This window comes from Methylobacterium brachiatum (genome assembly GCF_900113845.1).
Taxonomy (GTDB): domain Bacteria; phylum Pseudomonadota; class Alphaproteobacteria; order Rhizobiales; family Beijerinckiaceae; genus Methylobacterium; species Methylobacterium brachiatum.
Map to the genome: position 1 here is coordinate 315,924 of NZ_FOQW01000005.1, position 23,625 is coordinate 339,548.

Below are 23,625 nucleotides of genomic sequence, written 5' to 3' on the forward strand. Positions count from 1 at the left end.
CGATTTTTCACATCGCCTGACAATCTAACGTTTACCCCGCGCTAAATTCGTGCCTAATTCGCCCCTGAAATCGGCAGATACTGATTTCGAGGGGTTAATAATGGAAATAGCGTCTCAGTTTGCCATTGGCATGACGACCTCGTTTGCTGTTCTGTCGCCGGGAATTTTTATTGCAATTCGAGAGGCAGTAAAACGGCAGCGTCAGGAAATAATAACTGACCTTGCTACAGTATTCGATTCGGGAGAAGAGCATAAGCTCAACTTGATACCGTCATTCGAATTTGTGAAATATAAATATTTTGTAGGTTCAAGGCGCAAAACCGATCCAGAATTCGGGGTCGCCGATGGGAGCCGGAAATCAGGAGGCCCATTCGATCCGCATCGTAAGCGCGAAGATTATTCTACAATATCTTGGCTTATCAGCTCTAGTGCATTCAGCACAGTAGCTGGCATAGGCGTATTTTATATTATATCTTTGCTGATTTATTTGATGTCGCCGCAGTCCACGAACCAAAGTGCGTTTACATGGGCCGACGTCACTTATCCAAAAATCGATAGTCTTGGCATGATTTGGTTGCTAGCAATGTGCGCGGCCTTTGCCGGGAGTTACCTTATGGCACTCCGCAGCCTTTATCGAGCAATTAAAAACTTTGATTTAAGCCCAGGTACGATTGTATCTGAAACGATTAAAGTGTTGATCAGCATTGTACTGGCGCCGGTAATCGCAATTTCTATTCTCATCCTCGGGACAGAAATCGTCCATACCTTTGCCAATGTCGGAGCACCACGTCTCGACTCTTTTGGAACTGCTGCAGTAATAACAGCATGCTTCGTGGCCGGTATCATGCCGGATGTGGCTCTTCGGTTTCTCATTCAGCGCGATCAACTCAAAAATTTCAAGCAAGAAGAGAATGAAATCTTTCAGGCATTTAAAATCACGCCAGTTGAAATTATTGACGGGATCGACAGTGACATTCGCGCGCGGCTCGAGGATCACCATATACATTCAACGCAAAACTTGGCGGCGGCCAATCCGTTGATGCTTTTTGTCGAGACACCCTATGGTGTTTACCAAATCATGGATTGGGTAGCGCAGGCACAACTTTGTTGCTCTGTGGGACGCGACAAGATTATTCGATTGTGGCCTCTTGGCGTGCGTACGTTGTTTGACCTTGAACGTCTTGCAGACAAAAGCGATGCGTCAAACCAAGCTCTTTTACTAGAAGTTGGGCGCATCATTCTTGGCTCGACCTTGATTCCACCTGACGTAAAAGATCCAGCTGCAGCTGCTGCTCTCGTAAAGACCAGCATAGAGTTACGACTTGATGATCCGCATGTCCAACGTTTAAGACAGATCTACATCGCAGTGGGTGACCGTCTTGGTTCGAAGAGTCGTCGATTCCGAGGAAGCAGATATCGGGTTCTGTGCCGCAACCGGACACGGCGCGGATGGTCCTGCAAGGGCTTTCTGTCTCAGCACGCGTGAAGCTGAGGGTCGGCGTTTACCATAATTGATGGGCGTGTTTAGCCCGGCAAGGAAAAGTACGCGTTCAGCACCCGCTCATAAATCGCCGTCAGCCGCTCGATATCGGCCACGGCCACGCATTCATCGACCTGGTGCATGGTCTCGCCCACCAGGCCGAACTCGATCACCGGGCAGGCATCCTTGATGAACCGGGCATCCGAGGTGCCGCCGGTGGTCGACAGCGTCGGCGTCAGGCCGGTCTCGGCCTGGATTGCCCGGGAGACCAGATCCACGAAGGCGTCGGGCTGGGTCAGGAAGGCCGGGGCGTTCGAGGGTTGCAGGTCGAGGGTGAAGCGCACGGCGTTGCCGGCGGCCTGCTCGAGCCGCCGGCGGAGTTCGGCCCCGAGGCTGGCCGCAGTCCAGTCGTCGTTGAACCGGACGTTGAAGGTGGCTCGGGCGGTCGCCGGGATCACGTTGGTGGCGGGGTTGCCGACATCGATCGTCGTGAATTCGAGGTTCGAGGCATCGAAATGCGCGGTGCCGCCATCGAGCGGCTCCGCCACCAGCGCCGAGGCGAGCCGCAGAAGCCCGGGGATCGGATTCTCGGCCTTGTGCGGGTAGGCGACGTGACCCTGCCGCCCGAGCACGGTCAGCTTGCCGGTGAGCGAGCCGCGGCGGCCGATCTTGATCATTTCGCCGAGCCGCCCCGGATTGGTCGGCTCGCCCAGCAGGCAATGGTCGAAGCGCTCGCCCCGGGCGCGGGCCCAGTCGAGCAGCTTGACCGTCCCGTTGACCGCCGGCCCCTCCTCGTCGCCGGTGATCAGGAAGGCGATCGAGCCCGGGAACGTGCCGCCCCGTCGCGCGATGAAGGCCAGGGTCGCGGCCAGCATGCAGGCGACGCCGCCCTTCATGTCGGCGGCACCGCGCCCGTAGAGCAGACCATCCGCCACCGTGGCGTCGAACGGGCCGTGGCGCCAGGCGCCGTCGCCTTCCGGCACGACATCGGTGTGCCCGGCGAAGACGAGGCACGGCCCGCGATCACCGATCCGCGCGTAGAGGTTCGGGGTGTCGGGATAGCCCGGCTCGGAGAAGACCGGCCGCTCCACCGAGAAGCCCGCCCCGCTCAGCGCCTGCGCCACCACATCGAGGGCGCCGCGATCCTCCGGTGTCACCGAGGGGCAGCGGATCAGCGCTTGGGCGAGCGACAGAGCGGAATGATCGGCCGGCATGGGGCGTGTCCCGAGGTGGAGAGGCTGGCTGTGCCCCTTACACCAAGTCGCGCGGATCCGGGCTGCCTCGCGTACCGCGTCCGATCATCCGCGGCCCGACGAGGAGCGGAACCGGGTCACCGCCGGGCGGGCTCTAAGTATCCCGAACGTGGATCGCATCCGGTCAGCCAAAGTTTGCCGGATTGCCGGCCTGTCACACGAGTGCGTGAAGTCAGTCCTGATCGGCGGCACGGTCAGACTTTGTCAGTCCTGTGGTCCGTATGCTGCGCGCAATCAATCAGCGCGCAAAGGGATGGATCGGATGGGAAGCAGGGCGGGTGGCGTCCCGGTCGATGCGACGGTCAACAGGCGCGACGGCGAGCGACGGGACGTGCTGATCCCGGCGACGATCCAGTATCCCGACGGCGATTCGGTCCCCTGCATTGTGCGGGACATGTCGCCGACCGGCGCGATGCTCTCGGTCTCGCGCCGGCATCGCTTGCCGCTGACCTTCACCCTTGCGGTGCCCGGTCATGACAGGAGCTATCCGGTCCGGCGGGTCTGGCAGCGGGCCGATGCCGCCGCGATCGTGCTCGATCTGCCGGTCGGCGACGCCTGATTTCCGGCGTCTCCCGCCACGGCACCGGGCCGCGGCGGGAGGCGAGCGGCCTATTTCGTCACGATCACCTGCACGTCGCCGTGGCGGCGCAGCACCGACACGGTGACGTCGTCGTCGTAGCGCTGGAACCGGATATCCAGGCGCGAGGCTCCCAGCTTGACGTTGTAGAGCGTCACGCCGTCGAGGAAGCCCGGCAGGATCGGGTTCTTCAGCCGGACGCTGTTGCGGTCGTGGTCGAGCTCCAGGCCCAGGCAGGCGGCCAGGAACGCGAACGGCGCCGCCGCCGCCCAGGCCTGCGGGCTACAGGCGACCGGGTAGGCCACGGGGCCGCGCTGGCGCCGGCGCATGAAGCCGCAGAACAGCTCCGGCAGGCGCTTCTGGTCCTGGTAGAGCGCGGTGTCGAACATCCCCTGGAAGATGCGCGCGGCCTCGTGCTTGCGGTCGTAGCGGGCGAGCCCCATCGCGATCAGGGCGTTGTCGTGCGGCCAGATCGAGCCGTTGTGGTAGGACATCGGGTTGTAGCGGGCCTCGCCCTTGGCGATGGTCCGCACGCCCCAGCCGTTGAAGCCGTCCTTGCACAGCAGGGTCTCGGCGACCCGGGCCGCCCGCTCCGGCTTGGCGATGCCAGTGAACAGCGCGTGCCCGGCATTCGACGAGCGCACCGCGCATTGCTTCTTGGCGCCGTCGAGGGCCAGCGCGTAGGTGCCGATCTCCTCGTTCCAGAAGGCCGCATCGAACCGCTCGCGCAGGGCGGCCGCCTCGTGCGAGAGGCGCTCGGCCATCGGGTCGTGTCCGAGGAGCGCCGCGAGCTTGGCCATGCCGTTCTTGGCGGCATAGACGTAGCCCTGGACCTCGCACAGGGCGATCGGGCCCTTGGCCAGCTGTCCGTCGGTGTGGAAGATCGAATCGTGGCTGTCCTTCCAGCCCTGGTTCTCGAGGCCCTTGTCGGTGTCGCGGGCGTATTCAACGAAGCCGTCGCCGTCCCGGTCGCCGTAGCGGTCCATCCATTCCAGCGCGAGTTCGAGCGACGGCCAGATCGCCCGGATGGTCTCCAGGTCGCCCGTCACCGCGTAATATTCCCAGGCCAGCATCACGAAGAGCGGCGTGCCGTCGATGGTGCCGTAATAGTGGCGGAACGGCACCTCGCCGAGCATCGCCATCTCGCCCCGGCGGGTCTCGTGCAGCACCTTGCCGGGCTGGGCATCGGCCGCGGGATCGACCGCCTTGGCCTGGGTGGCGGCGAGGTAGCGCAGGACGCCGCGGCCGAATTTCGGATCGATCCACAGCGCCATCAGGGCCGTGATGATGCCGTCGCGGCCGAACACCGTCGAGTACCAGGGGATACCGGCGAACGGGTAGATCCCCTCCGGGGTCCGGCTCGCGAGCATGTAGAGGTCGGCGGTGGCCCTGCACAGGCCCTCGTTGAACTGGTCGTTCGACGAGATGATCGTGGTGATCCCGGCGGTCAGCTCGCGCAGGTCCCGGCGCGAATCGCGGTAGGCCCGGGCGAAGATCGTCCCCTCGCTCAGATCCTTCGGCTCACGCCGGGCGCCCCCGACATTGGCCGCCAGGGTCAGCTTCGCGGCCGCATCCTCGCCGACCATCTCGCCGCTCGGCGGCTTGGTGAAGGCCCGATGCGCTTCGAAGGTCACGCGAATGAACAGGGAGGCGCGGCCCTCCGGCGGCAGGGAGACGTCGAAGGCGACGCGGCCCGGCTCGATCAGATCCGGCTTGGGGCCGAAGTGCAACGAGGTCGTGCGCACGATCTCGTCGAGCCCGACATAGCGGAACTGCACCTCCCGGTCGCTCGCCACCAGGACGCCGCGCTTGCCGCGCTCCTTGCGGTCGGTGCCGCGCACCTCGAACAGGTCGCGGTAATCCGCGTCGAAGGTGACGGCGATGCGCAGGCGGCGGTGCTTGGAATCGAACGAGCGCAGGCCGATCCGGTCGTAGCAGGCGCCCCGGAACAGGAACTTGGTGCGCTCGATCGCGATCGTCTCGCGCGGGATCGAGGTCTCGTCATGGGCGTCGAGGCGGATGTCGGGCGTGGTCATGTCGACGCTGAGCGCGCCGTTGTCGTCCTGCATCACCGAGGACAGCATCAGCGGGCGCTGGCCCTCCACGGTCAGTTCGAGCCGGGAGAGATAGCGGGTATCCTGGAAATACAGGCCCTCCGGCCCGGGCTGGACACCGATATCGCCGTAGGAATCCAGAACCCCGAACGCCTCCCCGAACTTCAGCGCCCGCAGGGGCCGCTCGACCAGGGAGGTATGGGCCTCGATGTGGTAGGTCGGCAGCACATCATCGGCGTCCTGGAAGCCGGGCGCCACCGTGACGGTGCTGGCCTGTGTCCGGGCGGCCGCATTGTGGGCCGCCGTATTCTCCGCCGCCATGCAGAACGTCTCCGAGTGCGTGTGAGGGGTACGAATCGAGAGGGCCGCCGCATCGGCTCTGATGCGGCGGCCCTCGTGACCATTCGGATGAGGCGCCTTTACGACGCTAGGCCGGGCCGGCCGTCTCTCGCAAGCCCGATGCCGGGGCTCAGGCCGGCATCGCCGCGACCGAGATCGCCGGCCGCGCAGAGCCATTCACGTCGCCGTAATGCGGCGTAAAGCCGGATTTCGACAGCTGGATCACGTCGGCGCCGCGGGAGAGCAGCTCCTCGTACGCGGCGACGTATTTCTTGACCATGCACTCGGCGGTGAACTGACCCTCGAAGTGGCGGCGCACGCCCTCGCGGCTCATGGTCTTCACCTTGGCCACGGCCTCGACCGCGTCGTCCATGGTCTGGCAGAGCACGCCGCTCACGCCGTCCTTGATCACCTCCGGCACCGAGCCGTTCCGGAAGGCGATCACCGGCGTACCGGCCGACATCGCCTCGATCATGACCAGGCCGAAGGGCTCCGGCCAGTCGATCGGGAAAGCGAGCGCCAGGGCGTTGCCCAGGAAGGCCTTCTTCTGCTCCTCGTTGATCTCGCCGATATACTCGACCAGCGGGTGATGGGTCATCGGCTCGATGACCTCATCCCAGTAATCCTGGTCAGCCTTGTCGACCTTCGCGGCGATCTTCAGCGGCGTGCCGGACCGGATCGCCATCTCGATGGCGCGATCGGGACGCTTCTCGGGAGAGATGCGGCCGAGGAACGCCAGGTAGCCGCCCTTGGCCTCCGGCGAGTACGGGCAGTTCTGCGACGGCAGGCCGTGATGGATCGTCGCCAGCCAGTTGACGTTCGGCGGCATCGGCTCGCGCTGGTTGTCGGAGATCGAGACCAGCGGCATGCCCGTGAAGGTGCGGTAGACGGGCATGAAGTCCGGCACGTCGAGCCGACCGTGCATCGTGGTGATGCACTTGTGGTTCAGATCCTCGAACATCGGATACTGAAGCAGGTCGATGTGGAAGTGCAGGATGTCGAACTCGTGGGCCCGACGGTGCACCTGATGCAGCATGGCCAGGTGGCTGGCCGTGTGATCGCGGTAGCCGAGCAGCCGCAGCCCCTCCGGCGTGCAGGCCGCGAGCTTGGCGGACGTCTCCGAATCGCCGCTGGCGAACAGGGTGACGTCGTGGCCCTGGCGGACCAGTTCCTCGGTGATCCAGCTGACGACGCGCTCGGTGCCGCCGTAGAACTTCGGAGGGACGGCCTCCGACAACGGAGCGATCTGGGCAATGCGCACGAAGTGTCTCCTGGTTGGCCGTATTTGACGGGGGGTCTAACCCTGCCGGCCTGAGCGGGACATGAATGAAACCGACGGCCAAGGTTATGGTTCCTCCGCCGAGGGGTTGTCGCGACCAGTTTTGTGCGGCGCGGGAGCTGTCCCCGCATTCCCCGATGCGAGCGGCCTCACGCCTTGGTAGACGCGGTGGCGGGCGGGTTGCACCCGTCCGGCACGGAAGCCGTTGCCGTGGCTGCGTGTTTCTGTCATAAGCCGGCCCGCGTCGAACCGCCCGGCCGATAGGGCTGCCGTGGCGGCTCGTGCTGCTCCACCAGAAGCATCATCGCGCACACCTCATCCGACCCTCGCGGGGCGGCCAGAGGGATTTTCGCGCAACGGAGAGCCAAATGCCCAAGCTGAAGACCAAATCAGGCGCCAAGAAGCGCTTCAAGATCACCGGCACCGGCAAGGTGATGTACGCCCAGGCCGGCAAGCGCCACGGGATGATCAAGCGGACGACCAAGCAGATCCGCAACCTGCGCGGCACCACGACCCTGTTCGAGGGCGATGCCGCCAACGTGAAGAAGTACTTCCTGCCGAACGCGCGGTAAGCCTTCGACACCCGTTGCCACTGTCTTTCGTCGAACCCAGGAGATAACCGATGGCCCGCGTCAAGCGCGGCGTGACCAGTCACGCGAAGCACAAAAAAGTTCTGAAGGCCGCCAAGGGCTATTACGGCCGGCGCAAGAATACGATCCGCATCGCCAAGCAGGCGGTCGAGAAGGGCATGCAGTATGCCTATCGCGACCGCAAGAATAAGAAGCGCACCTTCCGCGCGCTCTGGATCCAGCGTCTCAACGCGGCGGTGCGCGAGCACGGCCTGACCTATTCGCGCTTCATCAACGGTCTTGCCAAGTCCGGCATCGTCGTCGACCGCAAGGCACTGTCGGAGTTGGCGATCCACGAGCCGGCGAGCTTTGCCGCCGTGGTCGAGAAGGCCAAGGCCGCCCTCCCCGAGACCACCGCCAAGGCCGCCTGACCTCAGGCCCGCGGCGAGACACAGGAAGGCGCGGCTCTCCCCCGAGAGTCGCGCCTTCGTCGTTCTCGGGGGCCGTTACGCCCCACGCGCGCTTGCACGCGGACGAACAACGCGCGAGAGCACGCCGCAACGACGGCTCCGACACCCCTGCTCGAAGACAGCGATGACCGATCTCGACACCCTCGAACGCGATCTCCTGGCCCAGGTGACGGCGGCGTCCGACGAAGCCGCCCTCGACGCGGTGCGCGTGGCCGCGCTGGGCAAGAAGGGCAGCGTCTCGGACCTGCTCAAGACGCTGGGCGCCATGACGCCCGAGGAGCGCAAGGAGCGCGGCCCCCTGATCAACGGCCTGCGCGACCGGATCCAGGGCGCCGTCACGGAGCGCAAGACCGCCCTGGTCGAGGCCGCCCTCGAGGCCCGGCTCGCCTCCGAGCGGGTCGACGTCACGCTGCCCCTGCGCGAGGCCCCGGAGGTGCGCGGCCGGATCCACCCGATCACCCAGGTGATCGACGAGATCACCGCGATTTTCGCCGATATGGGCTTCGCCGTCGCCGAGGGCCCGGATATCGAGACGGACGAGCTGAACTTCACCGCGCTGAACTTCCCGCCCGGCCATCCGGCCCGGGAGATGCACGACACGTTCTTCCTGGCGCCGGACCATGCCGGGACGCGCAAGGTGCTGCGCACCCACACGTCGCCCGTCCAGATCCGCACGATGCGCTCGCAGACGCCGCCGATCCGGGTGATCATCCCGGGCCGGACCTACCGGCACGATTCGGACCAGACCCACACGCCGATGTTCCATCAGGTCGAGGGGCTGGTGATCGACACGGCGGCCAACATCGCCAACCTGAAATGGGTGCTGGAAGAGTTCTGCAAGGCCTTCTTCGAGGTCGACGGCGTGAAGATGCGCTTCCGCCCCTCGTTCTTCCCCTTCACCGAGCCGTCGGCCGAGGTCGACATCCAGTGCTCGCGCAAGGGCGGCGAGATCCGCTTCGGCGAGGGCACCGACTGGCTGGAGATCCTGGGCTGCGGGATGGTGCATCCGAACGTGCTGCGCAATTGCGGGCTCGATCCGGACGCGGTGCAGGGCTTCGCCTTCGGGGTCGGCATCGACCGGATCGCCATGCTTAAATACGGCATGCCGGACCTGCGCCCGTTCTTCGAGGCGGATGTCCGCTGGCTCGACCATTACGGCTTCCGGCCGCTGGACGTGCCGAGCCTGATCGGCGGTTTGACGGGGTAAGGCGCGAGCGGGAGGCGGCCACGATGACCGAGGGCGAAATCCGCACGATTGCCAACGAGATCCTGTCTCGGACGCTGGGAAGTTCCGGCTATGAGCGGGTCGAGGTGCAGCCCGGCTTCGATCATGCCGGTGAACCCTCATGGTTCCTCAAGGCGGTGTTCAAGCCAGGATCTGGTGTCACCGACGGCAGGCGTCTGAACGGCGCCAATGCCGATCTGCGGATGAAATTGTTGGAGCGCGGTGAGGACCGCTTCCCCTACCTGAACGTCGAATATCCCGACGACGAGGTGCTGGCCGACGACGAGGAGCTTGAGAAGCCGTAATGTCGCGTCTCGGCAATCCCCTCGTCTACGATCTTCTCGACGTGGCAGAGAGCTTGGCGCGCCAGAGCGGCCGGATGAACTTGCGTAAGGCTTCGATGCGGCGGGCGGTGAGCAGCGCCTATTATGCGGTGTTCCACGCCTTCTGTTTTGTCTGCGCGAGCGTCATCGTCGGCTGGAAGCGGAGCGCCGAACTAGAATCCGTCTACCGCATGCTCGACCACGGCCAAATCAGGAAGCGTCTGACATCCCCGGAAGCCGCGCAGATCGCGCCAGACGTGGCCAGGATCGGTGCCACCTTCACGGTTCTTCAGGAGCGTCGGCATCTGGCCGATTACAGCTCGCCGGCTCTCCCAGTGAGCCGGAACGAAACCCTTGCGATCCTGGCTCGCGCCCACGAGGCCGTGGAGGCTCTCGAATCCCTTGGCGACGACCAGCGGCGCAAGCTGGCCGTCCTCCTCATAACGAAAGCGCGGCTGTCCTGAGCCGCAAGGTTCCGATCGATGAAATTCACCCTCTCCTGGCTCAAGGAACACCTCGACACCGAGGCTTCCCTCGACACGATCGCCGAAACGCTGACGCGGATCGGCCTCGAAGTCGAAGGCGTCGAGGACAAGGCGGCCGCCCTCAAGCCCTACGTGGTCGCCCGGATCCTGACCGCCGAGCAGCACCCCAACGCCGACCGGCTCCGGGTCTGCACCGTCGAGACCGGCGCGGGCGCGCCCGTGCAGGTGGTCTGCGGTGCGCCGAACGCCCGCGCTGGCCTCGTGACGGTGTTCGCGCCGCCCGGCACCTACGTGCCCGGCAAGGGGATCACGCTCTCGGTCGGCACGATCCGCGGGGTCGAGAGCCACGGCATGCTGTGCTCGGGTTCCGAGCTCGGCCTCGGCGAGGACCATGACGGCATCCTCGAGCTGCCGGCCGAGGCGCCTTTGGGCCAGAGCTACGCGCTCTATGCCGGCCTCGACGACCCGGTCATCGAGATCAACCTGACGCCGAACCGCCCGGACTGCACCTCGGTGCACGGCATCGCCCGCGACCTCGCGGCGGCCGGGATCGGCACGCTCAAGCATGCGACGCTTCCGGGCGTGCGGGGCGAAGGCCCCTGCCCGGTCGAGATCGACCTCAGCTTCGCGCCGGAGGACCGGCAGCTCTGCCCGCTCTTCGCCCTGCGGCTGGTGCGCGGCGTGAAGAACGGTCCGTCGCCCGCCTGGATGCAGGCCCGGCTGCGGGCGATCGGGCTTCGCCCGATCAACGCCCTGGTGGACATCACCAACTACGTCACCTTCGACCGGGGCCGGCCCCTGCACGTGTTCGACGCGGCGAAGGTCTCGGGCAAGCTGACGGTGCGGCGCGCGCGGGACGGCGAGAGCCTCGTCGCACTGGACGGGCGCACCCACACCCTCACCGACGACACGGTGGTGATCGCCGATCAGGCCGGCGTCGAATCGATTGCCGGCATCATGGGCGGCCAGGCTTCCGGCTGCGACGAGAGCACCACGGATGTGCTGATCGAATCGGCCCTGTGGGACCCGGCCAACATCGCCCAGTCCGGCCGGCGCCTCGGCATCATCACCGATGCGCGCTACCGGTTCGAGCGCGGGGTCGATCCGGCCTTCACGCTGCCGGGCCTGGACCTGGCGACGCGCCTGGTGATGGATCTCTGCGGCGGTACGCCGTCCGAGGCGACAATCGCCGGCGAGCCGCCGGAATCGGAGCGGATCATCGACTTCCCGTGGACCGAGGTGCGGCGCCTGGCCGGCATCGAGCTGCCGCGGATCGAGATCAAGCTGATCCTGGAGACGCTCGGCTTCCACATCTCCGGCACCGGCGACCGGGTGAAGGTCCTGACGCCGTCCTGGCGGCCGGACGTGGAAGGCAAGGCCGACCTCGTCGAGGAGGTCATCCGCATCGCCGGTCTCGACCGGGTCGAGCCGAAGCCCCTGCCGCGGCTCGCCGGGATCGGCCGGCCGCTGCTCACCGTGATGCAGAAGCGCACCCGCACCGCCAAGCGCGCCCTGGCGAGCCGCGGCCTGATGGAGGCGGTGACCTGGTCGTTCGTCCCGCATGCCGATGCCGAGTTGTTCGGCGGCGGCGGCGCCGATCTGGTGCTGGCCAACCCGATCGCCTCTGAACTGTCCGACATGCGCCCGAGCCTCGTGCCGGGGCTCCTGCGGGCGGCGCAGCGCAACGCCGATCGCGGCTATCCGGACGCGGCCCTGTTCGAGGTGGGCCAGTGCTTCGCCACGGACCAGCCGGAGGGCCAGAGCATCCGCGCCGCCGCGGTGCGGCGGGGCAGCGCCACCCTGGCGGGCGCTGGACGCCACTGGGACGGATCGGCCAAGACCGTGGATGTCTTCGACGCCAAGGCCGATGCGCTGGCGCTGCTGGGCAGCCTCGGCGTGCCGACCGGCGGCCTGCAGGTGACCGCGGGCGGCCCGTCCTGGCTCCATCCGGGCCGTTCGGGGACGCTGCGCTTCGGCCCGAGATCCGAGATCGGCTGGTTCGGCGAGGTCCATCCGCGGACGCTCCAGGCCCTCGACCTGAAGGGCAGCCTGGTGGCGTTCGAGATCGTGCTCGACGCGCTGCCGCTGCCCAAGCACAAGCCGACCAAGGCCAAGCCCGCCCTGGCCCTCTCGGAGTTCCAGCCCCTGTCCCGGGACTTCGCCTTCGTGGTCGGGCGGGACGTGCCGGCGGGCGACATCGTCAAGGCGGCCCAGGGGGCGGAGCGCAAGCTCGTCGCCGGCGTCGAGGTGTTCGACCTCTACGAGGGGACTGGCGTGCCGGAAGGTTCGAAATCGGTGGCGATCGCGGTCCGCCTGCAGCCGGTGGAGCGCACCCTGACCGATGCCGAGATCGAGGCGGTGAGCGCCAGGATCGTGGCCGAGGTTTCCCGCCGGACCGGCGCGACCCTGCGGGCCTGAGGAGGACGGCATGAGCCGAATCGCAGCGCTGATCGAAGACCTGGCGGCCTCCGAGTACCGGCCGACCAAGGCCCTGCGCGAGGCGCTGGCGCATCCGGCCGAGATCGCCGAGGCGACCCTGCCGCTGCTGGAGGCCGCCGCCGAGGGTCGCGAACTCGCGCCGGAGCAGGAGAACCTCCTGTTCTGGGGCCTGCACGTGATGGCGCATGCCCGGGACACCCGTGCCCTGGCGCCGCTCCTCAAGCTGCTCCGGCAGGACGAGGAGACGCTCGACGCGGTTCTGGGCGATGCCGTGACCGCGACCCTGTCCAAGGTCATGTCCAGCCTGTTCGACGGCGATCACCAGCCCCTGTTCCGGCTGATCCTCGACAGCACCGTCGACGATCTCACTCGCATGGCGCTGCTGTCGGCCTGCACGTTCCTGACGCTGGAAGGCCGCATCGAACGGGACGCGATGCACGCGTTGCTGGTCCGGTTCGACGACGCGAAGGCGGCCGTCGAGGAGGGGCCCGCCTGGGTCGGCTGGGAGGAGGCGATCGCGCATCTCGGCTTCCGCGATCTCGCGCCCCGCGCCGCGGCGGCCCGGGCCGACGGGCGGATTACGGACGAGATCAGCGACGCGGCCTGGTTCAAGGAGGCTCTGCGCAAGGCCGAGACCAAGCCCGAGGACCGGGACCGCCTCGGCCCCTACCAGTACGGCTATCTCGACGATCCGGTCGAAGCCCTCGACTGGACCGCGGAGGGCGCGGGCGAGCCGCAGCGCAACCCGCTCAAGGATGTCGGGCGCAACGATCCCTGCCCCTGCGGCTCGGGCAAGAAGTTCAAGAAATGCTGCCTCGGCAAGCTCGAGGCCGAAGGGCCGTGGATGCCGCCGGGCACCCTACTCGGCTGAGGCGCCGTTGAGCGGGTTGTCCGGATCCCAGCCGTAGCTCAGCGTCTCGAACCGCATCGACCGGGCATCGACCATGAGCAGGCGGCCGACCAGCGGCTCGCCGAACTCCGCCACGGCGCGGATCACCTCCATGGCCATCAGCGAGCCCATCACGCCGGCCAGCGCCCCGAGCACGCCGGCCTCGGCGCAGGCGGGGACGCTGCCCGGCGGCGGCGGATTCGGGAACAGGCAGCGGTAGGTCGGGTTCGGCGCGCCGCCGGGGCCGGTCTCGTGCGCCCGGATGGTGGTGAGCGTGCCGTCGAACCGGCCGAGTGCGGCCGTCACCAACGGGCGGCGCGCGTGGAAACAGGCGTCCGAGACCGCATAGCGGGTGGCGAAATTGTCCGAGCCGTCCGCGACGAGGTCGTAGCCCGCGATCAGATCGACGGCGTTGTCCGGCGTAATGCGGAACGGGTGCGGGACCACCATCACGTGGGGGTTGAGCCGCGCCACCGCGTCGGCCGCGCTCTCGACCTTCGGCCGGCCGAGATCCGGCGTGCCGTGGATCACCTGCCGCTGGAGATTGGAGAGCGAGACGGTGTCGTCGTCGACGATGCCGATCGTGCCGATCCCGGCCGCGGCGAGGTACTGGATCAGCGGGGCGCCGAGCCCCCCGGCTCCGATGACCAGCACACGGGCCGCCTTGAGGCGCGCCTGACCGGGTCCGCCGACCTCGGCCAGGACGAGGTGGCGGGCGTAGCGTTCGATCTCTTCGGGAGCCAGGGCCATCGCGAGGAGATAGTCGCCCACGTCCCCGGACGGAAGCACCACAGACGCGAACGCCGCCCCGATCAGGAGGCGGCGTAAACAGCAATTGGCGAACGGATCAGCGCGGCGCCAGGATCATGATCATCTGGCGGCCTTCGAGCATCGGCTCGCTTTCCACCTTGGCGATCTCGGCCGTCTCGTTCTTCACGCGCTCCAGGAGGCGCAGACCGATATCCTGGTGAGCCATCTCACGACCGCGGAAGCGCAGGGTCACCTTGACCTTGTCGCCCTCCTCGAAGAAGCGGTGAACCGACTTCATCTTGGTGTCGTAATCGTGCTTGTCGATGCCGGGGCGGAGCTTGATCTCCTTGACCTCGACGGTCTTCTGCCGCTTGCGCGCCTCGTTCTGCTTCTTCTGCTCGTTGAAGCGGAAGCGCCCGTAATCGAGCAGCTTGCAGACGGGAGGCACCGAGTTCGGCGCGATCTCCACGAGATCGAGGCCGGCCTCTTCAGCGAGGGTCAGCGCGTCGAAGAAGGGGACGACGCCGCGGTTCTGCCCGGTATCGTCGATCAGCTGCACTTCTCGCACCCCGCGAATGTCGCGGTTGGCGCGCGGCCCGTCCTTCTGCGGGGCCGGCATGGCTCTCATCGGTCTACGAATGGCTTCGATCTCCTGCTGCAACGACGAAACGGCGGACCGGATGACCCGTTCCAAGGATCTCCTGACCGCCAGCCGCTCCGGTCCCTTCCGGACATACTACGTTGGCGGAAGCCCGCCCAGAGTCAACGGGTTGCCGGCGCGGCCGGTGAAATAATCGACAGGCTGTCGAACGGCCGGTCTCTTGCCGATCGCCGCGCTGTCTTCGGCCTGCCCGTTCCTCAGGAGCGGCGGCCGAGCAATTCGGCGTAGACGGCGAGCGTGTCGCCGGCCATCCGCTCCAGCGAGAAATTCGCCTCGACATGGGCGCGGCCGCGGCGGACCAGCGCATCACGGGCGCTGGCGCCCAGCGACAGGGCCTCGGTCAGGGCCGCGGCGAACGCAGCCGCGTCGCCGGGCGGAACGCGCCAGCCGGTCCGCTGGCTGGCCGAGACGTCGGGCGGTGCCAGCACGGTCTCGGGGACGGCGCCGAGATCGGAGACGACCACGGGCGTGCCCAGAGCCTGGGCTTCCACGGCCGAGCGGCCGAACGCCTCGGGCTCGACGGACGGCACGGCGACAACGGACGCCGCCCGAAACGCGGCCGGCATGTCGGTGCAATGACCGACCCGGCGGACGATGCCGCCGAGGCCGCGTGCGGCGATCAGCGCGTCGAGCTCGCGCTCGTAGGCGGCCCGACCCTGGGGGTCGCCGGCGAGCACCACGGCGAGATCCAGGACGCCCCGGTCGCGCATCTGCGCGGCGGCGTCGATCAGCACCCGGTGCCCCTTCCAGGCGGTGAGCCTTGCGGCGAGCAGGATCACCCGCTCATGCGGCGCCACGTTCCAGGCCCGGCGCAGGGCCTCGACCCGTCCGGCCCCAACCGCCACCGGATTGAACACGGCGAGGTCCGTGCCGCGATGGATCACCCGCACCCGGTCGCCAGCCTGCTCGGCATGCAGCCGATGGATCAGGTCGGCGGTGTAGCGTGAGTTGGCGATCACCACGTCGCCGCGGGCCATCACCGAATTGTACAGTACCTTGACGCCGGTGCGGCCGGAATAGCTGCCGTGATAGGTGGTCACGAACGGCAGGCCGAGCCGGCGCGCCGCGCCGAGCGCCACCCAGGCCGGGGCCCGCGACCGGGCATGGACGATCTGCACGCCTTCGCGCCGGCACAGGGCCATCAGCCGCACGACGTTGATCGCCATGCTGGCCGGGTTCTTCGAGGCAGCCGGGAATCGCAGCCAGTGCCCGCCCTTGGCCTGCAGCTCACCGATGAGGCGCCCGCCCTCGGTGGCGACCAAGGCCTTGGCGCCGACCGTCGCGAGGGCGGCGGCCACGTCGACCGTGGTCCGCTCGGCGCCGCCGGCATCGAGCTCCGGGATGATCTGCAGCACGCGGGCGCCCGCGAGAACATCGATTTCGGCGGGGAAGCCCGACAGGCTGCGCGTCACGTCACCCATCCGCGCTCGGTCGACGTGGAGACGCAAGCCCCCCGCCGGCATCTGCAACATGCTCGTACCCATTGCCCCAGCATCGCGGTCGCGCTTTACGGTCTGGTAAACGGAGGTTGAAGCCGACCCGGTCAGGGAAGGACTTGTTCAAGCTCGACATAGGCCTACGGGAGGCATCGATGACCGATACAGGGCCGGATTTCATCACCGTCGGCGCGGGAGCGGCCGAACGGCGCATCGCCGTCAGGGCGCGCGAGGGGGCGGGTCCGCCCGTGGTCTGGCTGGGGGGATTTCGCTCGGACATGACCGCCACCAAGGCCGCGGCCCTGGACGCGTGGGCGTCGGAGCAGAACCGGGCCCTGGTGCGGTTCGACTATGCCGGCCACGGCGCATCGAGTGGGGATTTCACCGCCTGCACCATCTCGTCCTGGCTTGAGGACGCAAAGGCTGTCCTGGCGGCCTACGTCAAGGAGCCGCCGATTCTGGTCGGATCGTCGATGGGGGGCTGGATCGCCTGCCTGGCCGCACGGGACCGGATGGCGAGCGGCCAGAGGAATGCGGGGCTGGTCCTGATCGCGCCGGCGCTCGACTTCACGGAAGACCTGATCTGGGCGCAGCTGGACGAGGCTGGGCGCGCCGCGCTGATGCAATCCGGAATCCTCCGGCGGCCGAGTGACTACGCACCCGAACCCGACCCCATCACCTACGCGCTGATCGAGGACGGTCGCCGCAACCGGCTGCTCGAGCGGCCTTTCGATCCGGGCTGCCCGGTTCACATTCTGCAGGGTATGCGCGACCTGGACGTCCCGTACCCGCACGCGCTCAAGACCGTTTGGCGGCTTCCGGCCGAGGGCACGGTGCTCACCTTGATCGCCGATGGCGACCACCGCCTGTCACGGCCGCAGGATATCGCGCGGCTCGTGGCGGCGGTGGCCGGAATCGGCTGACCGGGATCAATGCAGGCTGACGGCGTGGAGATCCTGGGCGACCGCGTTGGCCAGCACCACGTCCCGTGAATCCGCCAGCATGATCGGCTCACCGCTCGCCGACAACAGGGCGAACAGGTCGAGACCCGGCATCAGTTCCGGTGCCTGTGGAAACAGGCGGCGAACCTCGTCGGACCGGATCGGTCGGACGTAGGCGATGTGCCCCTCGCCCAGCGCCGCCAGATCGGCCGGGTTGAACTCGGCCGGGTCGAGATCGGCAGGGGTCAGGGGCGATGCGTTCAAGTTCGTCATGTCTTGCCCTCCTGGGGTGGCAGAGCGTCCACCGCCGGTCCCGGAGGCACCGGTGGCTCCACGCTGATGTGGGGATTCCCGGCGCCCAATCAATCGACCTAACGCATCGTCGGGCAGGATCCATACCGGTCCCGCAATCGTCCGCGGGCTAGCCGCGGGCGCCGATATCGATCTTGCGCACGATCCGATCCGGCTCCGGCCGGACGAGATCGATCGAGAGAAGGCCGTTGGCGAGATCGGCTCCCAATACTTCCATGCCGTCGGCCAGCAGGAAGGTTCGCTGGAATTGCCGCGCCGCGATGCCGCGGTGCAGGAAGTGTCGCTCGCGCTCCTCGACCTGCCGGCCGCGGACGACGAGCTGGCTGTCCTCCAGCATCACGTCGAGCTGATCGCGCGTGAACCCAGCGACCGCCAGAGTGATGCGCAGGCGCTCCGGCTCCCGCTCGGTGCGGGGCAGGCGCTCGATGTTGTACGGAGGATACCCGTCATTGGCGCCCTTCGCGACACGGTCGAGCGCCTGCTCGATCTCGTCAAAGCCGAGCAGGAACGGATGCCCGAAGGGCGAGGGTCGAGTCATCGCGGCCATCATCCTCACAGCGAGGCCTCCGACCCTGGGACTAGCCGCAGCCCGCGGATCTCCGAGCACCTCGACACCATGGAGCCCGCACAGGGCAGCGCTCCACCGGGCGGAACGCCGCCGGCAAGAGGGAGATATGGCCGGCGGCCCCAAGCCCATCAAGGGAACGGGTTAATTTCCTCCGACGATCACTATTCGCGCCTCACACAAGCCAACGATGTGGGAGGTTCAGGCAAGAGAAGGCGGGATCTTCCAGCAAGCTTCGCCACAGCTACGCTTTCGTCTAACAGTTTGGAACTGCTCTGATTTTCTCGCCGGGCCTTGATCCGAAAGGCCGGCATAGCTACTGCCGCCGCTGGTAATCGTCGGCCTGGGCGGGCGATTGCCGAGCCTTCCCGGAACCCAGCGGGATGCAGCGGAGCCCCGATGAGCGCGCCTTCGAGTCCGGCAAGTCATACGGCAATGCAGCGTGTCGTCGACGTGTGCGGCGACGAGGCCGACATCCTCGCGTTGTCGGTCGCCCGATTCGTGGCAGCCGGCTACATGACCAGCGATGTCGCGTGCTGGAATGCCGCCTTCGACGGTGCGGAGCAGCTCCTCGGCCCGGCGGAAGGGTGTCGATTCGTCGCCAGCGTGGTCGCGATCGTCCGGGCGCTCCGGGCCGAGCGCGAGGACGATTGGTCGTTCATGCCGGCGAGCTGCTGTCGGGTCACGGGACACGAATGCGCCCTGGTGGCGCTGATCGGCCGGGCCCGGCGCCGGCTCTGGGCCGATCTCGAAGAGGCCGCGGCCGCGATCACCGGGCGTGAGGCGGCGCCGCGCCTCGTCGCGGCGGTTCGCGCCGCCGTCGCCACCCTCGACGAGGCGGCCGAGCGTCTGGCGCCGACGGGGTGCCCGAACCGGGTCGTGCTCCACTGAATCGGCTGCGTCAGCGGCCTTCCCCGGCCTCGGTCGGGCTCACGAGAAGAGGAAATCGGTTGGTGCTTGCCTTGAGCGTCCCTCTGTACCGCCGGCGGATCGGGCGGATCGCCCTCGACACGGCGGCCTGCCTGGCGCTTTCGGCGCTCCTCGTCGTCTCGGCCCTGGCCCAGGAGGCTGCGCCCGAGAAGGCACCGCTGAAGCTGCAGCTGAACAAGCTTGAGACCGCGGGCGAGGCCTGCCGGGTGACCCTCGTGGTCGACAATGCGAAGGGCGCCGGCCTCAAATCCTACAAGGTCGACCTGTTCGCCTTCGACCCGGAGGGGGTCGCCCAGAAGCGCGTGGCGGTGGAGCTCGGCCCGCTTCCGGGCCGCAAGACGACCGTGAAGATCTTCGATTTCCCGGGCATCGCCTGCGCCAAGGTCGGCCGGGTGCTGCTGAACGACGTCCTGGCCTGCGACGGCGGCGACGCCGCCCGGGAGGCCTGCCTGGAGCGGACCGAGACCGAGACGAAGGCAGGACCCGCCTTCGACCGCTGACGCGGTCGGCCCGACGGACGTTGCGACGACGCCGCCCGGCAGCGAGAGCCGCCGGGCGGTCAGCGGCTTTCGCCGCATCCCGATGAGACGGCGGCCGTGGGCCGCATGACACCACGACGCCAGGAGCCCGCGATGGACCCGACACAAGCCCCGGCCGAGGCCGCCCACGACTTCTCGTTCCTCGGCCTGTTCCTCCAGGCCGACCCGATCGTGAAAGGCGTGATGATCCTGCTGATCATCGCCTCGATCGCGTGCTGGACCGTGGTGTTCGAGAAGATCATCCGGCTCTCCGCCGCCCGGCGTCAGGCCAAGGCCTTCGAGACGCTGGTGCGCTCGGGCGGAAGCCTCGACGGCGAGCACAAGGGCCTCACCGGGCATGTCGTGAAGGCCGCCATCGACGCGTGGCGCGACCAGGATCCGACCGAGACCCGGGCCGAGCGGCGCGAGCGGATCGAGCGGGCCATGCGCGGCGCCCTCGGCCTCGAGATGAAGCGCCTGCGCACCGGGTTGCCGCTGCTGGCGACCTCGGGCTCCACGGCCCCGTTCGTCGGCCTGTTCGGCACGGTCTGGGGCATCATGAACTCGTTCTCGTCGATCGCGCGGAGCCAGGACACCTCGCTGGCGGTGGTCGCGCCGGGCATCGCCGAAGCCCTGTTCGCCACCGCGATCGGCCTCGTCGTCGCGATCCCGGCGGTCATGGCCTACAACAAGCTCTCGGGCGACATCGGCGGCATCCAGAGCTCCTTCACCTCCTACATCTCGCTGCTGGGCGACCGGCTCGCGCGCGAACGGACCGGCGCCGGGCAGCACCGCGCCGCCGCGGAGTAGCCGTCGGCCGGTGCCGGGTCGCGTCGCGCTGCGACGCGGTTCGGCACCGACCCTATGATCTGAGGCGCCCGCCGACGCCGTACCGGCCGAGAGCGGCCCGACCCATGGCCCGACCGGGGCCGCCTGCAACCAACCGGAGACGCCGCAATGGCGATGGCATCGATCCGCGCAAGCGACGATGACGACCTCGACGACATGCCGATGTCCGACATCAACGTCACCCCGATGGTGGACGTGATGCTCGTGCTGCTGATCATCTTCATGGTCGCGGCGCCGCTGATGACCACCGGTGTGCCGGTGCAGTTGCCGAAGACCGCGGCGGCCAAGGTCGCCCAGTCGAAGAAGCCGCAGGAGGTCACGGTCGACAAGGACGGAAACCCGTCGATCGCCAAGGAGGTGTTCACCATGGACAGCCTCATGCCGCGCCTGCGCGAGATGGCGGCCGCCGACAAGGACCAGGTCATCCTCGTGCGCGGCGATCGCGACGTGCCCTACGGCAAGATCATGGAGGTGATGGGCCTCGTCGGTCAGGCGGGCTTCACCAAGGTGTCGCTGATCGCGCAGTCGCCGGGCGGCCCCGCCCCGGCGGCCCCGGCCGCTCCCGCAGGGACCGCTCGCTGAATCGATGAGTACGCTGACTTCGACGGATCTGTCGGCAGGTCCCGGCGACCGCCGCCCCTCCGGGCTGCTCGCTGCCTTCCTGGTCGCGTTCGCGCTGCACGCGCTCGCGCTCGTCGGGATGATGTTCTACCGGCTGACGCCGCCCGCGCCCCCCGGCGAGCAGCAGATCTCCATCGATCTGGCACCGGTGATGAGCGATGCGGCGACCGAGGCGCCCTCCGAGCAGCAGATGAGCCAGGCCGCGCCCCCCGAGGCCAAGCCGGTGGATCTGCCGCCCGACGAGGCCGTGCAGCCGCCCCCGCCGGAGATGACCGAGGTCAAGCCCGACGAGACCCAGGCCGTCACCGAGCCGCCGCAGGAAGCCGTCCCGGTGGAGGCGCAGAGCGAGGTGATCACCTCGGCTTCCGAGGCGGCCGAACCGCTGGCGCCGCCGCCGACCGAGGTCGCCAAGACCGAGGATCCGCCGAAGCCGAAGCCCGATCCGGCAAAGCTCAAGGCCGAGCGCGAGGCGAAGCTTCGCAAGATCCGCGAAGAGAAGCTGCGCGAGCAGAAGCGCGAGGAGCGCCTGGAGGAGATTCGCGAAGCGAAGCTGAAGGCGGCGCGCGAAGCCAAGGCGAAGCAGGCCAAGGCCCAGCAGGGTGCGGAGGCGCGCAACTCCGCCTCGGCCTCCCGCCAGAACGCCGCCGGCCGGGCCGCCGCCGGCAGCGATCCCAGCGCGCTGCGCCAGTGGACCGGAGCGATCAGCGCGGCCATCCACAGCCGGATGAATCCGGGCGCCGCCGCCGGCACCGCCGGGGGCACCGCCATGGTCCGATTCACAGTGACGCGCTCGGGCTCGGTGACGGGCGCCGGCCTCGCCCGGTCGAGCGGCGTCGGCCAGATCGACAGCGCCGCGCTCGCGGCGGTGCGCGGCGGCATGCCGCCGGCGCCCCCCGGCGTGACGCAACCGAGCCTTTCGGTGACGATCCCGCTCAACTATCGCGTGCGTTGAGCGGGATTAAGCGGCGCTCGCCGAGGCAGAGACGCGTGGTTCGATTGAACAGGCGCCCCGCGTTCTGAGACGAATACGCTCCCCTGTCCTGCTCGACCGATCGGCCGGATTCGCCAGGGACCGCCAGAGCGTGCTATTGCGCTTTAGATCACGGCCTCGAACAGTCGTCGCAGGACGACGCGGCGGGGCGGATCATCCGGCCTTGCCCCTCCACCCCTCGAACAGGCCGGACCCGTTCCAGACACTGATCCTGCGCGCAGGATGCTGTGCCGCTGGCCCGGGGCGAAAGGCACAGGATGAGCGACGAGACTGAGACCGACCTCGACGAGGCCGAGGACATCCGCGACGCGGAAGCCGAAGCCAAGACCCGCGCCGACAACCGCGCCGAGCGTGCGGAGCGCGCCGAGCGCATGGCGCGCGAGGGCGCGCAGGCGATGGCCGAGCACCATGCCTCGATCAAGGCGATCGACGAGCGGACGCTGAAGCTCCGCTCGCTGCGACTGGCCAAGGAGGCCGCCGAGGCCGAGACCAAGGCCGCCGAGGTTCAGGCCAAGGTTGCCGAGAAGGAAGCCAAGGCCGCCGCCAAGATCGCGAGCAAGAGTGCCAAGGGCGCCGCCAAGAAGGTCGCGCCGAAGAAAGCTGCCGCGAAGGACTGAGGGCCGATGGCCGACGATCGCAACCGCCGCCGATTCACCGATCCGCGCTCGGCCGCCGAGGCAGCCTTCAAGGCTGCCACGACCGCCAAGCCGACCGCCCCACCCCCGCCCGCGTCTCCCCGCCCGGCGGCGGTTCCGGGGGCCCGGGAGATGGTCACCCTGCGCCTCGACAGCGCCGTGCTCGCCCATTTCCAGAAGGACGGTCCCGGCTGGCAGGACCGCGTCAACGAGGCGCTGAAGGCCCTCGTCCCAGCCTCGAACGATTGAACCCGGGACGCGGCCGCCAGCGAGCGCGGCCGCGGCGGGACACGATCGTGGGCCCTTGGGCCTTGCGCCAGACCGATACCCGAAACTTGAGACCGCGCGCCCGCACGCCAACCTGACGGTCGGTCACCGACCTTCGGGGCGATGCGTCGGCGCCGCGTGCGATGGAGCCTACCCTTATGAGTGAACGCATCATCCTCCGGGCCGGCGAAGCCCTCGTAGCGGGCGGCCCGCCCAACACCGCATCCGAGCCGGAAGTCATCATCGGCGAGCTCGACGGGCCGGTCGGCACCGCCATCGCGACGCTGACCGGCGATCAGGTCGTCGGACACAGCCGCGTCTTCGCTCTGCTCAACACCGACATCATGGTCCGTCCGGTGACCCTGTGCGTGTCCAAGGTCAGCGTGACCGAGAGCAAGTACACCTCGATCCTGATGGGCACCGTGCAGTTCGCCATCGCCAACGGCGTCCTCGACGCGGTGCGGGCCGGCTACATCCCGAAGGACAAGGCCAACGACCTCGGCATCATCTGCTCGGTCTGGCTGAGCCCCGGCGTGATCCAGGCGGAGACCGTCGACCACAAGGCTCTGTTCGAGATCCAGCGCAAGGGCATGACCGAGGCGATCCGGAAGGCCATGACCAACGAACCGTCGATCGACTGGTTGCTGGAGAACCAGGACAAGATCGTCCACAAATATTACACGATGGGTCTCGAAGGTAAGATCTGACCGTCGTCATTCAGCCGACGAGCGAGAACGGCCCGGGCGAAAGCTCGGGCCGTTCTCGGT

General features: G+C 67.8%; 26 protein-coding genes. 18 read left to right on the forward strand and 8 right to left on the reverse strand.

All coding sequences use genetic code 11. The features are described 5' to 3' along the window. Nucleotides 1-49 precede the first annotated feature (49 nt). Nucleotides 50-1,486, forward strand: a complete 1,437-nt coding sequence (locus BMZ47_RS27885) for a hypothetical protein (RefSeq protein ID WP_139220954.1) — start codon at nt 50-52, stop codon at nt 1,484-1,486. 38 nt (nt 1,487-1,524) lie between these two features. On the opposite strand, the gene dapE is transcribed toward BMZ47_RS27885, so the two are convergent. Further along, nucleotides 1,525-2,694 carry a succinyl-diaminopimelate desuccinylase gene (gene dapE / locus BMZ47_RS07690; protein ID WP_091860359.1) on the reverse strand — a complete coding sequence of 390 codons (1,170 nt, stop codon included), beginning with the start codon at nt 2,692-2,694 and terminating at the stop codon, nt 1,525-1,527. 205 nt (nt 2,695-2,899) lie between these two features. Between dapE and BMZ47_RS07695 the strand changes: the two genes are divergently transcribed. Then, the gene (locus tag BMZ47_RS07695) at nt 2,900-3,292 is read left to right on the forward strand and encodes a PilZ domain-containing protein (protein WP_139220955.1); all 393 of its coding nucleotides are present in this window, start codon (nt 2,900-2,902) and stop codon (nt 3,290-3,292) included. 50 nt (nt 3,293-3,342) lie between these two features. Here the strand turns inward: BMZ47_RS07695 and BMZ47_RS07700 are convergent, their stop codons facing one another. Further along, nucleotides 3,343-5,685, reverse strand: coding sequence for an amylo-alpha-1,6-glucosidase (locus tag BMZ47_RS07700; protein WP_007561411.1), 2,343 nt, complete (start codon nt 5,683-5,685; stop codon nt 3,343-3,345). A gap of 148 nt (nt 5,686-5,833) precedes the next feature. Next, nucleotides 5,834-6,964 (reverse strand): glycosyltransferase family 4 protein, encoded by a 1,131-nt coding sequence (locus BMZ47_RS07705; RefSeq protein ID WP_091860365.1) that lies wholly within the window; start codon nt 6,962-6,964, stop codon nt 5,834-5,836. 386 nt (nt 6,965-7,350) lie between these two features. Here BMZ47_RS07705 and rpmI point away from each other — a divergent pair, with 386 nt between their 5' ends. The 7 genes from rpmI to BMZ47_RS07740 all read left to right on the forward strand — a co-directional run bounded on the left by rpmI (nt 7,351) and on the right by BMZ47_RS07740 (nt 13,364). Then, complete coding sequence (rpmI, locus tag BMZ47_RS07710) at nt 7,351-7,554, forward strand: 50S ribosomal protein L35 (RefSeq protein WP_007561407.1); 204 nt, start codon at nt 7,351-7,353, stop codon at nt 7,552-7,554. 50 nt (nt 7,555-7,604) lie between these two features. Then, complete coding sequence (gene rplT, locus BMZ47_RS07715) at nt 7,605-7,982, forward strand: 50S ribosomal protein L20 (RefSeq protein WP_007561402.1); 378 nt, start codon at nt 7,605-7,607, stop codon at nt 7,980-7,982. A 163-nt stretch (nt 7,983-8,145) separates the two neighbouring features. Then, nucleotides 8,146-9,228: a phenylalanine--tRNA ligase subunit alpha gene (gene pheS / locus BMZ47_RS07720; RefSeq protein ID WP_091860368.1), complete on the forward strand. Its 1,083-nt coding sequence runs from the start codon at nt 8,146-8,148 to the stop codon at nt 9,226-9,228. Nucleotides 9,229-9,251: 23 nt separating this feature from the next. After that, a complete protein-coding gene (locus BMZ47_RS07725) occupies nt 9,252-9,551 on the forward strand; it encodes a hypothetical protein (RefSeq protein WP_091860371.1) in 300 nt (99 codons plus the stop codon). Beyond that, nucleotides 9,551-10,033, forward strand: a complete 483-nt coding sequence (locus BMZ47_RS07730; protein ID WP_091860374.1) for a hypothetical protein — start codon at nt 9,551-9,553, stop codon at nt 10,031-10,033. Before BMZ47_RS07725 ends, BMZ47_RS07730 begins: the two co-directional genes overlap by 1 nt. An 18-nt stretch (nt 10,034-10,051) precedes the next feature. Beyond that, a complete protein-coding gene (pheT, locus tag BMZ47_RS07735) occupies nt 10,052-12,472 on the forward strand; it encodes a phenylalanine--tRNA ligase subunit beta (protein ID WP_091860377.1) in 2,421 nt (806 codons plus the stop codon). A gap of 10 nt (nt 12,473-12,482) precedes the next feature. Next, nucleotides 12,483-13,364 carry a DUF1186 domain-containing protein gene (locus BMZ47_RS07740; RefSeq protein WP_091860380.1) on the forward strand — a complete coding sequence of 294 codons (882 nt, stop codon included), beginning with the start codon at nt 12,483-12,485 and terminating at the stop codon, nt 13,362-13,364. On the opposite strand, the gene BMZ47_RS07745 is transcribed toward BMZ47_RS07740, so the two are convergent. The 3 genes from BMZ47_RS07745 to BMZ47_RS07755 form a co-directional block, all read right to left on the reverse strand. After that, nucleotides 13,353-14,132: a HesA/MoeB/ThiF family protein gene (locus tag BMZ47_RS07745; RefSeq protein WP_091860586.1), complete on the reverse strand. Its 780-nt coding sequence runs from the start codon at nt 14,130-14,132 to the stop codon at nt 13,353-13,355. The two genes, BMZ47_RS07740 and BMZ47_RS07745, sit on opposite strands and share 12 nt — an antisense overlap. A 97-nt stretch (nt 14,133-14,229) precedes the next feature. After that, the gene (gene infC / locus BMZ47_RS07750; RefSeq protein WP_007561393.1) at nt 14,230-14,751 is read right to left on the reverse strand and encodes a translation initiation factor IF-3; all 522 of its coding nucleotides are present in this window, start codon (nt 14,749-14,751) and stop codon (nt 14,230-14,232) included. A gap of 239 nt (nt 14,752-14,990) precedes the next feature. Then, a complete protein-coding gene (locus BMZ47_RS07755; RefSeq protein ID WP_091860383.1) occupies nt 14,991-16,214 on the reverse strand; it encodes a glycosyltransferase family 4 protein in 1,224 nt (407 codons plus the stop codon). A gap of 170 nt (nt 16,215-16,384) precedes the next feature. On the opposite strand from BMZ47_RS07755, the gene BMZ47_RS07760 reads away from it, so the two are divergent. Beyond that, nucleotides 16,385-17,152, forward strand: coding sequence for an alpha/beta hydrolase (locus BMZ47_RS07760; protein ID WP_091860386.1), 768 nt, complete (start codon nt 16,385-16,387; stop codon nt 17,150-17,152). Nucleotides 17,153-17,158: 6 nt separating this feature from the next. Here BMZ47_RS07760 and BMZ47_RS07765 read toward each other — a convergent pair whose 3' ends face one another. Next, nucleotides 17,159-17,443, reverse strand: a complete 285-nt coding sequence (locus BMZ47_RS07765) for a BQ00720 family protein (RefSeq protein ID WP_007561386.1) — start codon at nt 17,441-17,443, stop codon at nt 17,159-17,161. 148 nt (nt 17,444-17,591) lie between these two features. Beyond that, complete coding sequence (locus BMZ47_RS07770; RefSeq protein WP_039902549.1) at nt 17,592-18,020, reverse strand: Hsp20 family protein; 429 nt, start codon at nt 18,018-18,020, stop codon at nt 17,592-17,594. A gap of 462 nt (nt 18,021-18,482) precedes the next feature. Between BMZ47_RS07770 and BMZ47_RS07775 the strand changes: the two genes are divergently transcribed. The 8 genes from BMZ47_RS07775 to BMZ47_RS07810 all read left to right on the forward strand — a co-directional run bounded on the left by BMZ47_RS07775 (nt 18,483) and on the right by BMZ47_RS07810 (nt 23,565). Continuing rightward, nucleotides 18,483-18,938 (forward strand): hypothetical protein, encoded by a 456-nt coding sequence (locus BMZ47_RS07775; RefSeq protein WP_244536755.1) that lies wholly within the window; start codon nt 18,483-18,485, stop codon nt 18,936-18,938. Between the two features lie 62 nt (nt 18,939-19,000). Further along, a complete protein-coding gene (locus tag BMZ47_RS07780) occupies nt 19,001-19,477 on the forward strand; it encodes a Tat pathway signal protein (protein WP_091860588.1) in 477 nt (158 codons plus the stop codon). A 132-nt stretch (nt 19,478-19,609) separates the two neighbouring features. Then, nucleotides 19,610-20,305, forward strand: coding sequence for a MotA/TolQ/ExbB proton channel family protein (locus tag BMZ47_RS07785; protein WP_007561378.1), 696 nt, complete (start codon nt 19,610-19,612; stop codon nt 20,303-20,305). A 147-nt stretch (nt 20,306-20,452) separates the two neighbouring features. After that, the gene (locus BMZ47_RS07790; protein ID WP_007561376.1) at nt 20,453-20,926 is read left to right on the forward strand and encodes an ExbD/TolR family protein; all 474 of its coding nucleotides are present in this window, start codon (nt 20,453-20,455) and stop codon (nt 20,924-20,926) included. A gap of 4 nt (nt 20,927-20,930) precedes the next feature. Beyond that, nucleotides 20,931-21,917 carry a cell envelope integrity protein TolA gene (tolA, locus tag BMZ47_RS07795; protein ID WP_007561374.1) on the forward strand — a complete coding sequence of 329 codons (987 nt, stop codon included), beginning with the start codon at nt 20,931-20,933 and terminating at the stop codon, nt 21,915-21,917. A gap of 296 nt (nt 21,918-22,213) precedes the next feature. Next, complete coding sequence (locus BMZ47_RS07800; protein ID WP_007561372.1) at nt 22,214-22,573, forward strand: hypothetical protein; 360 nt, start codon at nt 22,214-22,216, stop codon at nt 22,571-22,573. Between the two features lie 6 nt (nt 22,574-22,579). Then, on the forward strand, nt 22,580-22,840 hold the full coding sequence (locus BMZ47_RS07805; protein ID WP_091860393.1) for a BrnA antitoxin family protein: 261 nt from the start codon (nt 22,580-22,582) through the stop codon (nt 22,838-22,840). A 176-nt stretch (nt 22,841-23,016) separates the two neighbouring features. After that, a complete protein-coding gene (locus BMZ47_RS07810) occupies nt 23,017-23,565 on the forward strand; it encodes a formaldehyde-activating enzyme (protein WP_007561369.1) in 549 nt (182 codons plus the stop codon). Nucleotides 23,566-23,625 lie beyond the last annotated feature (60 nt).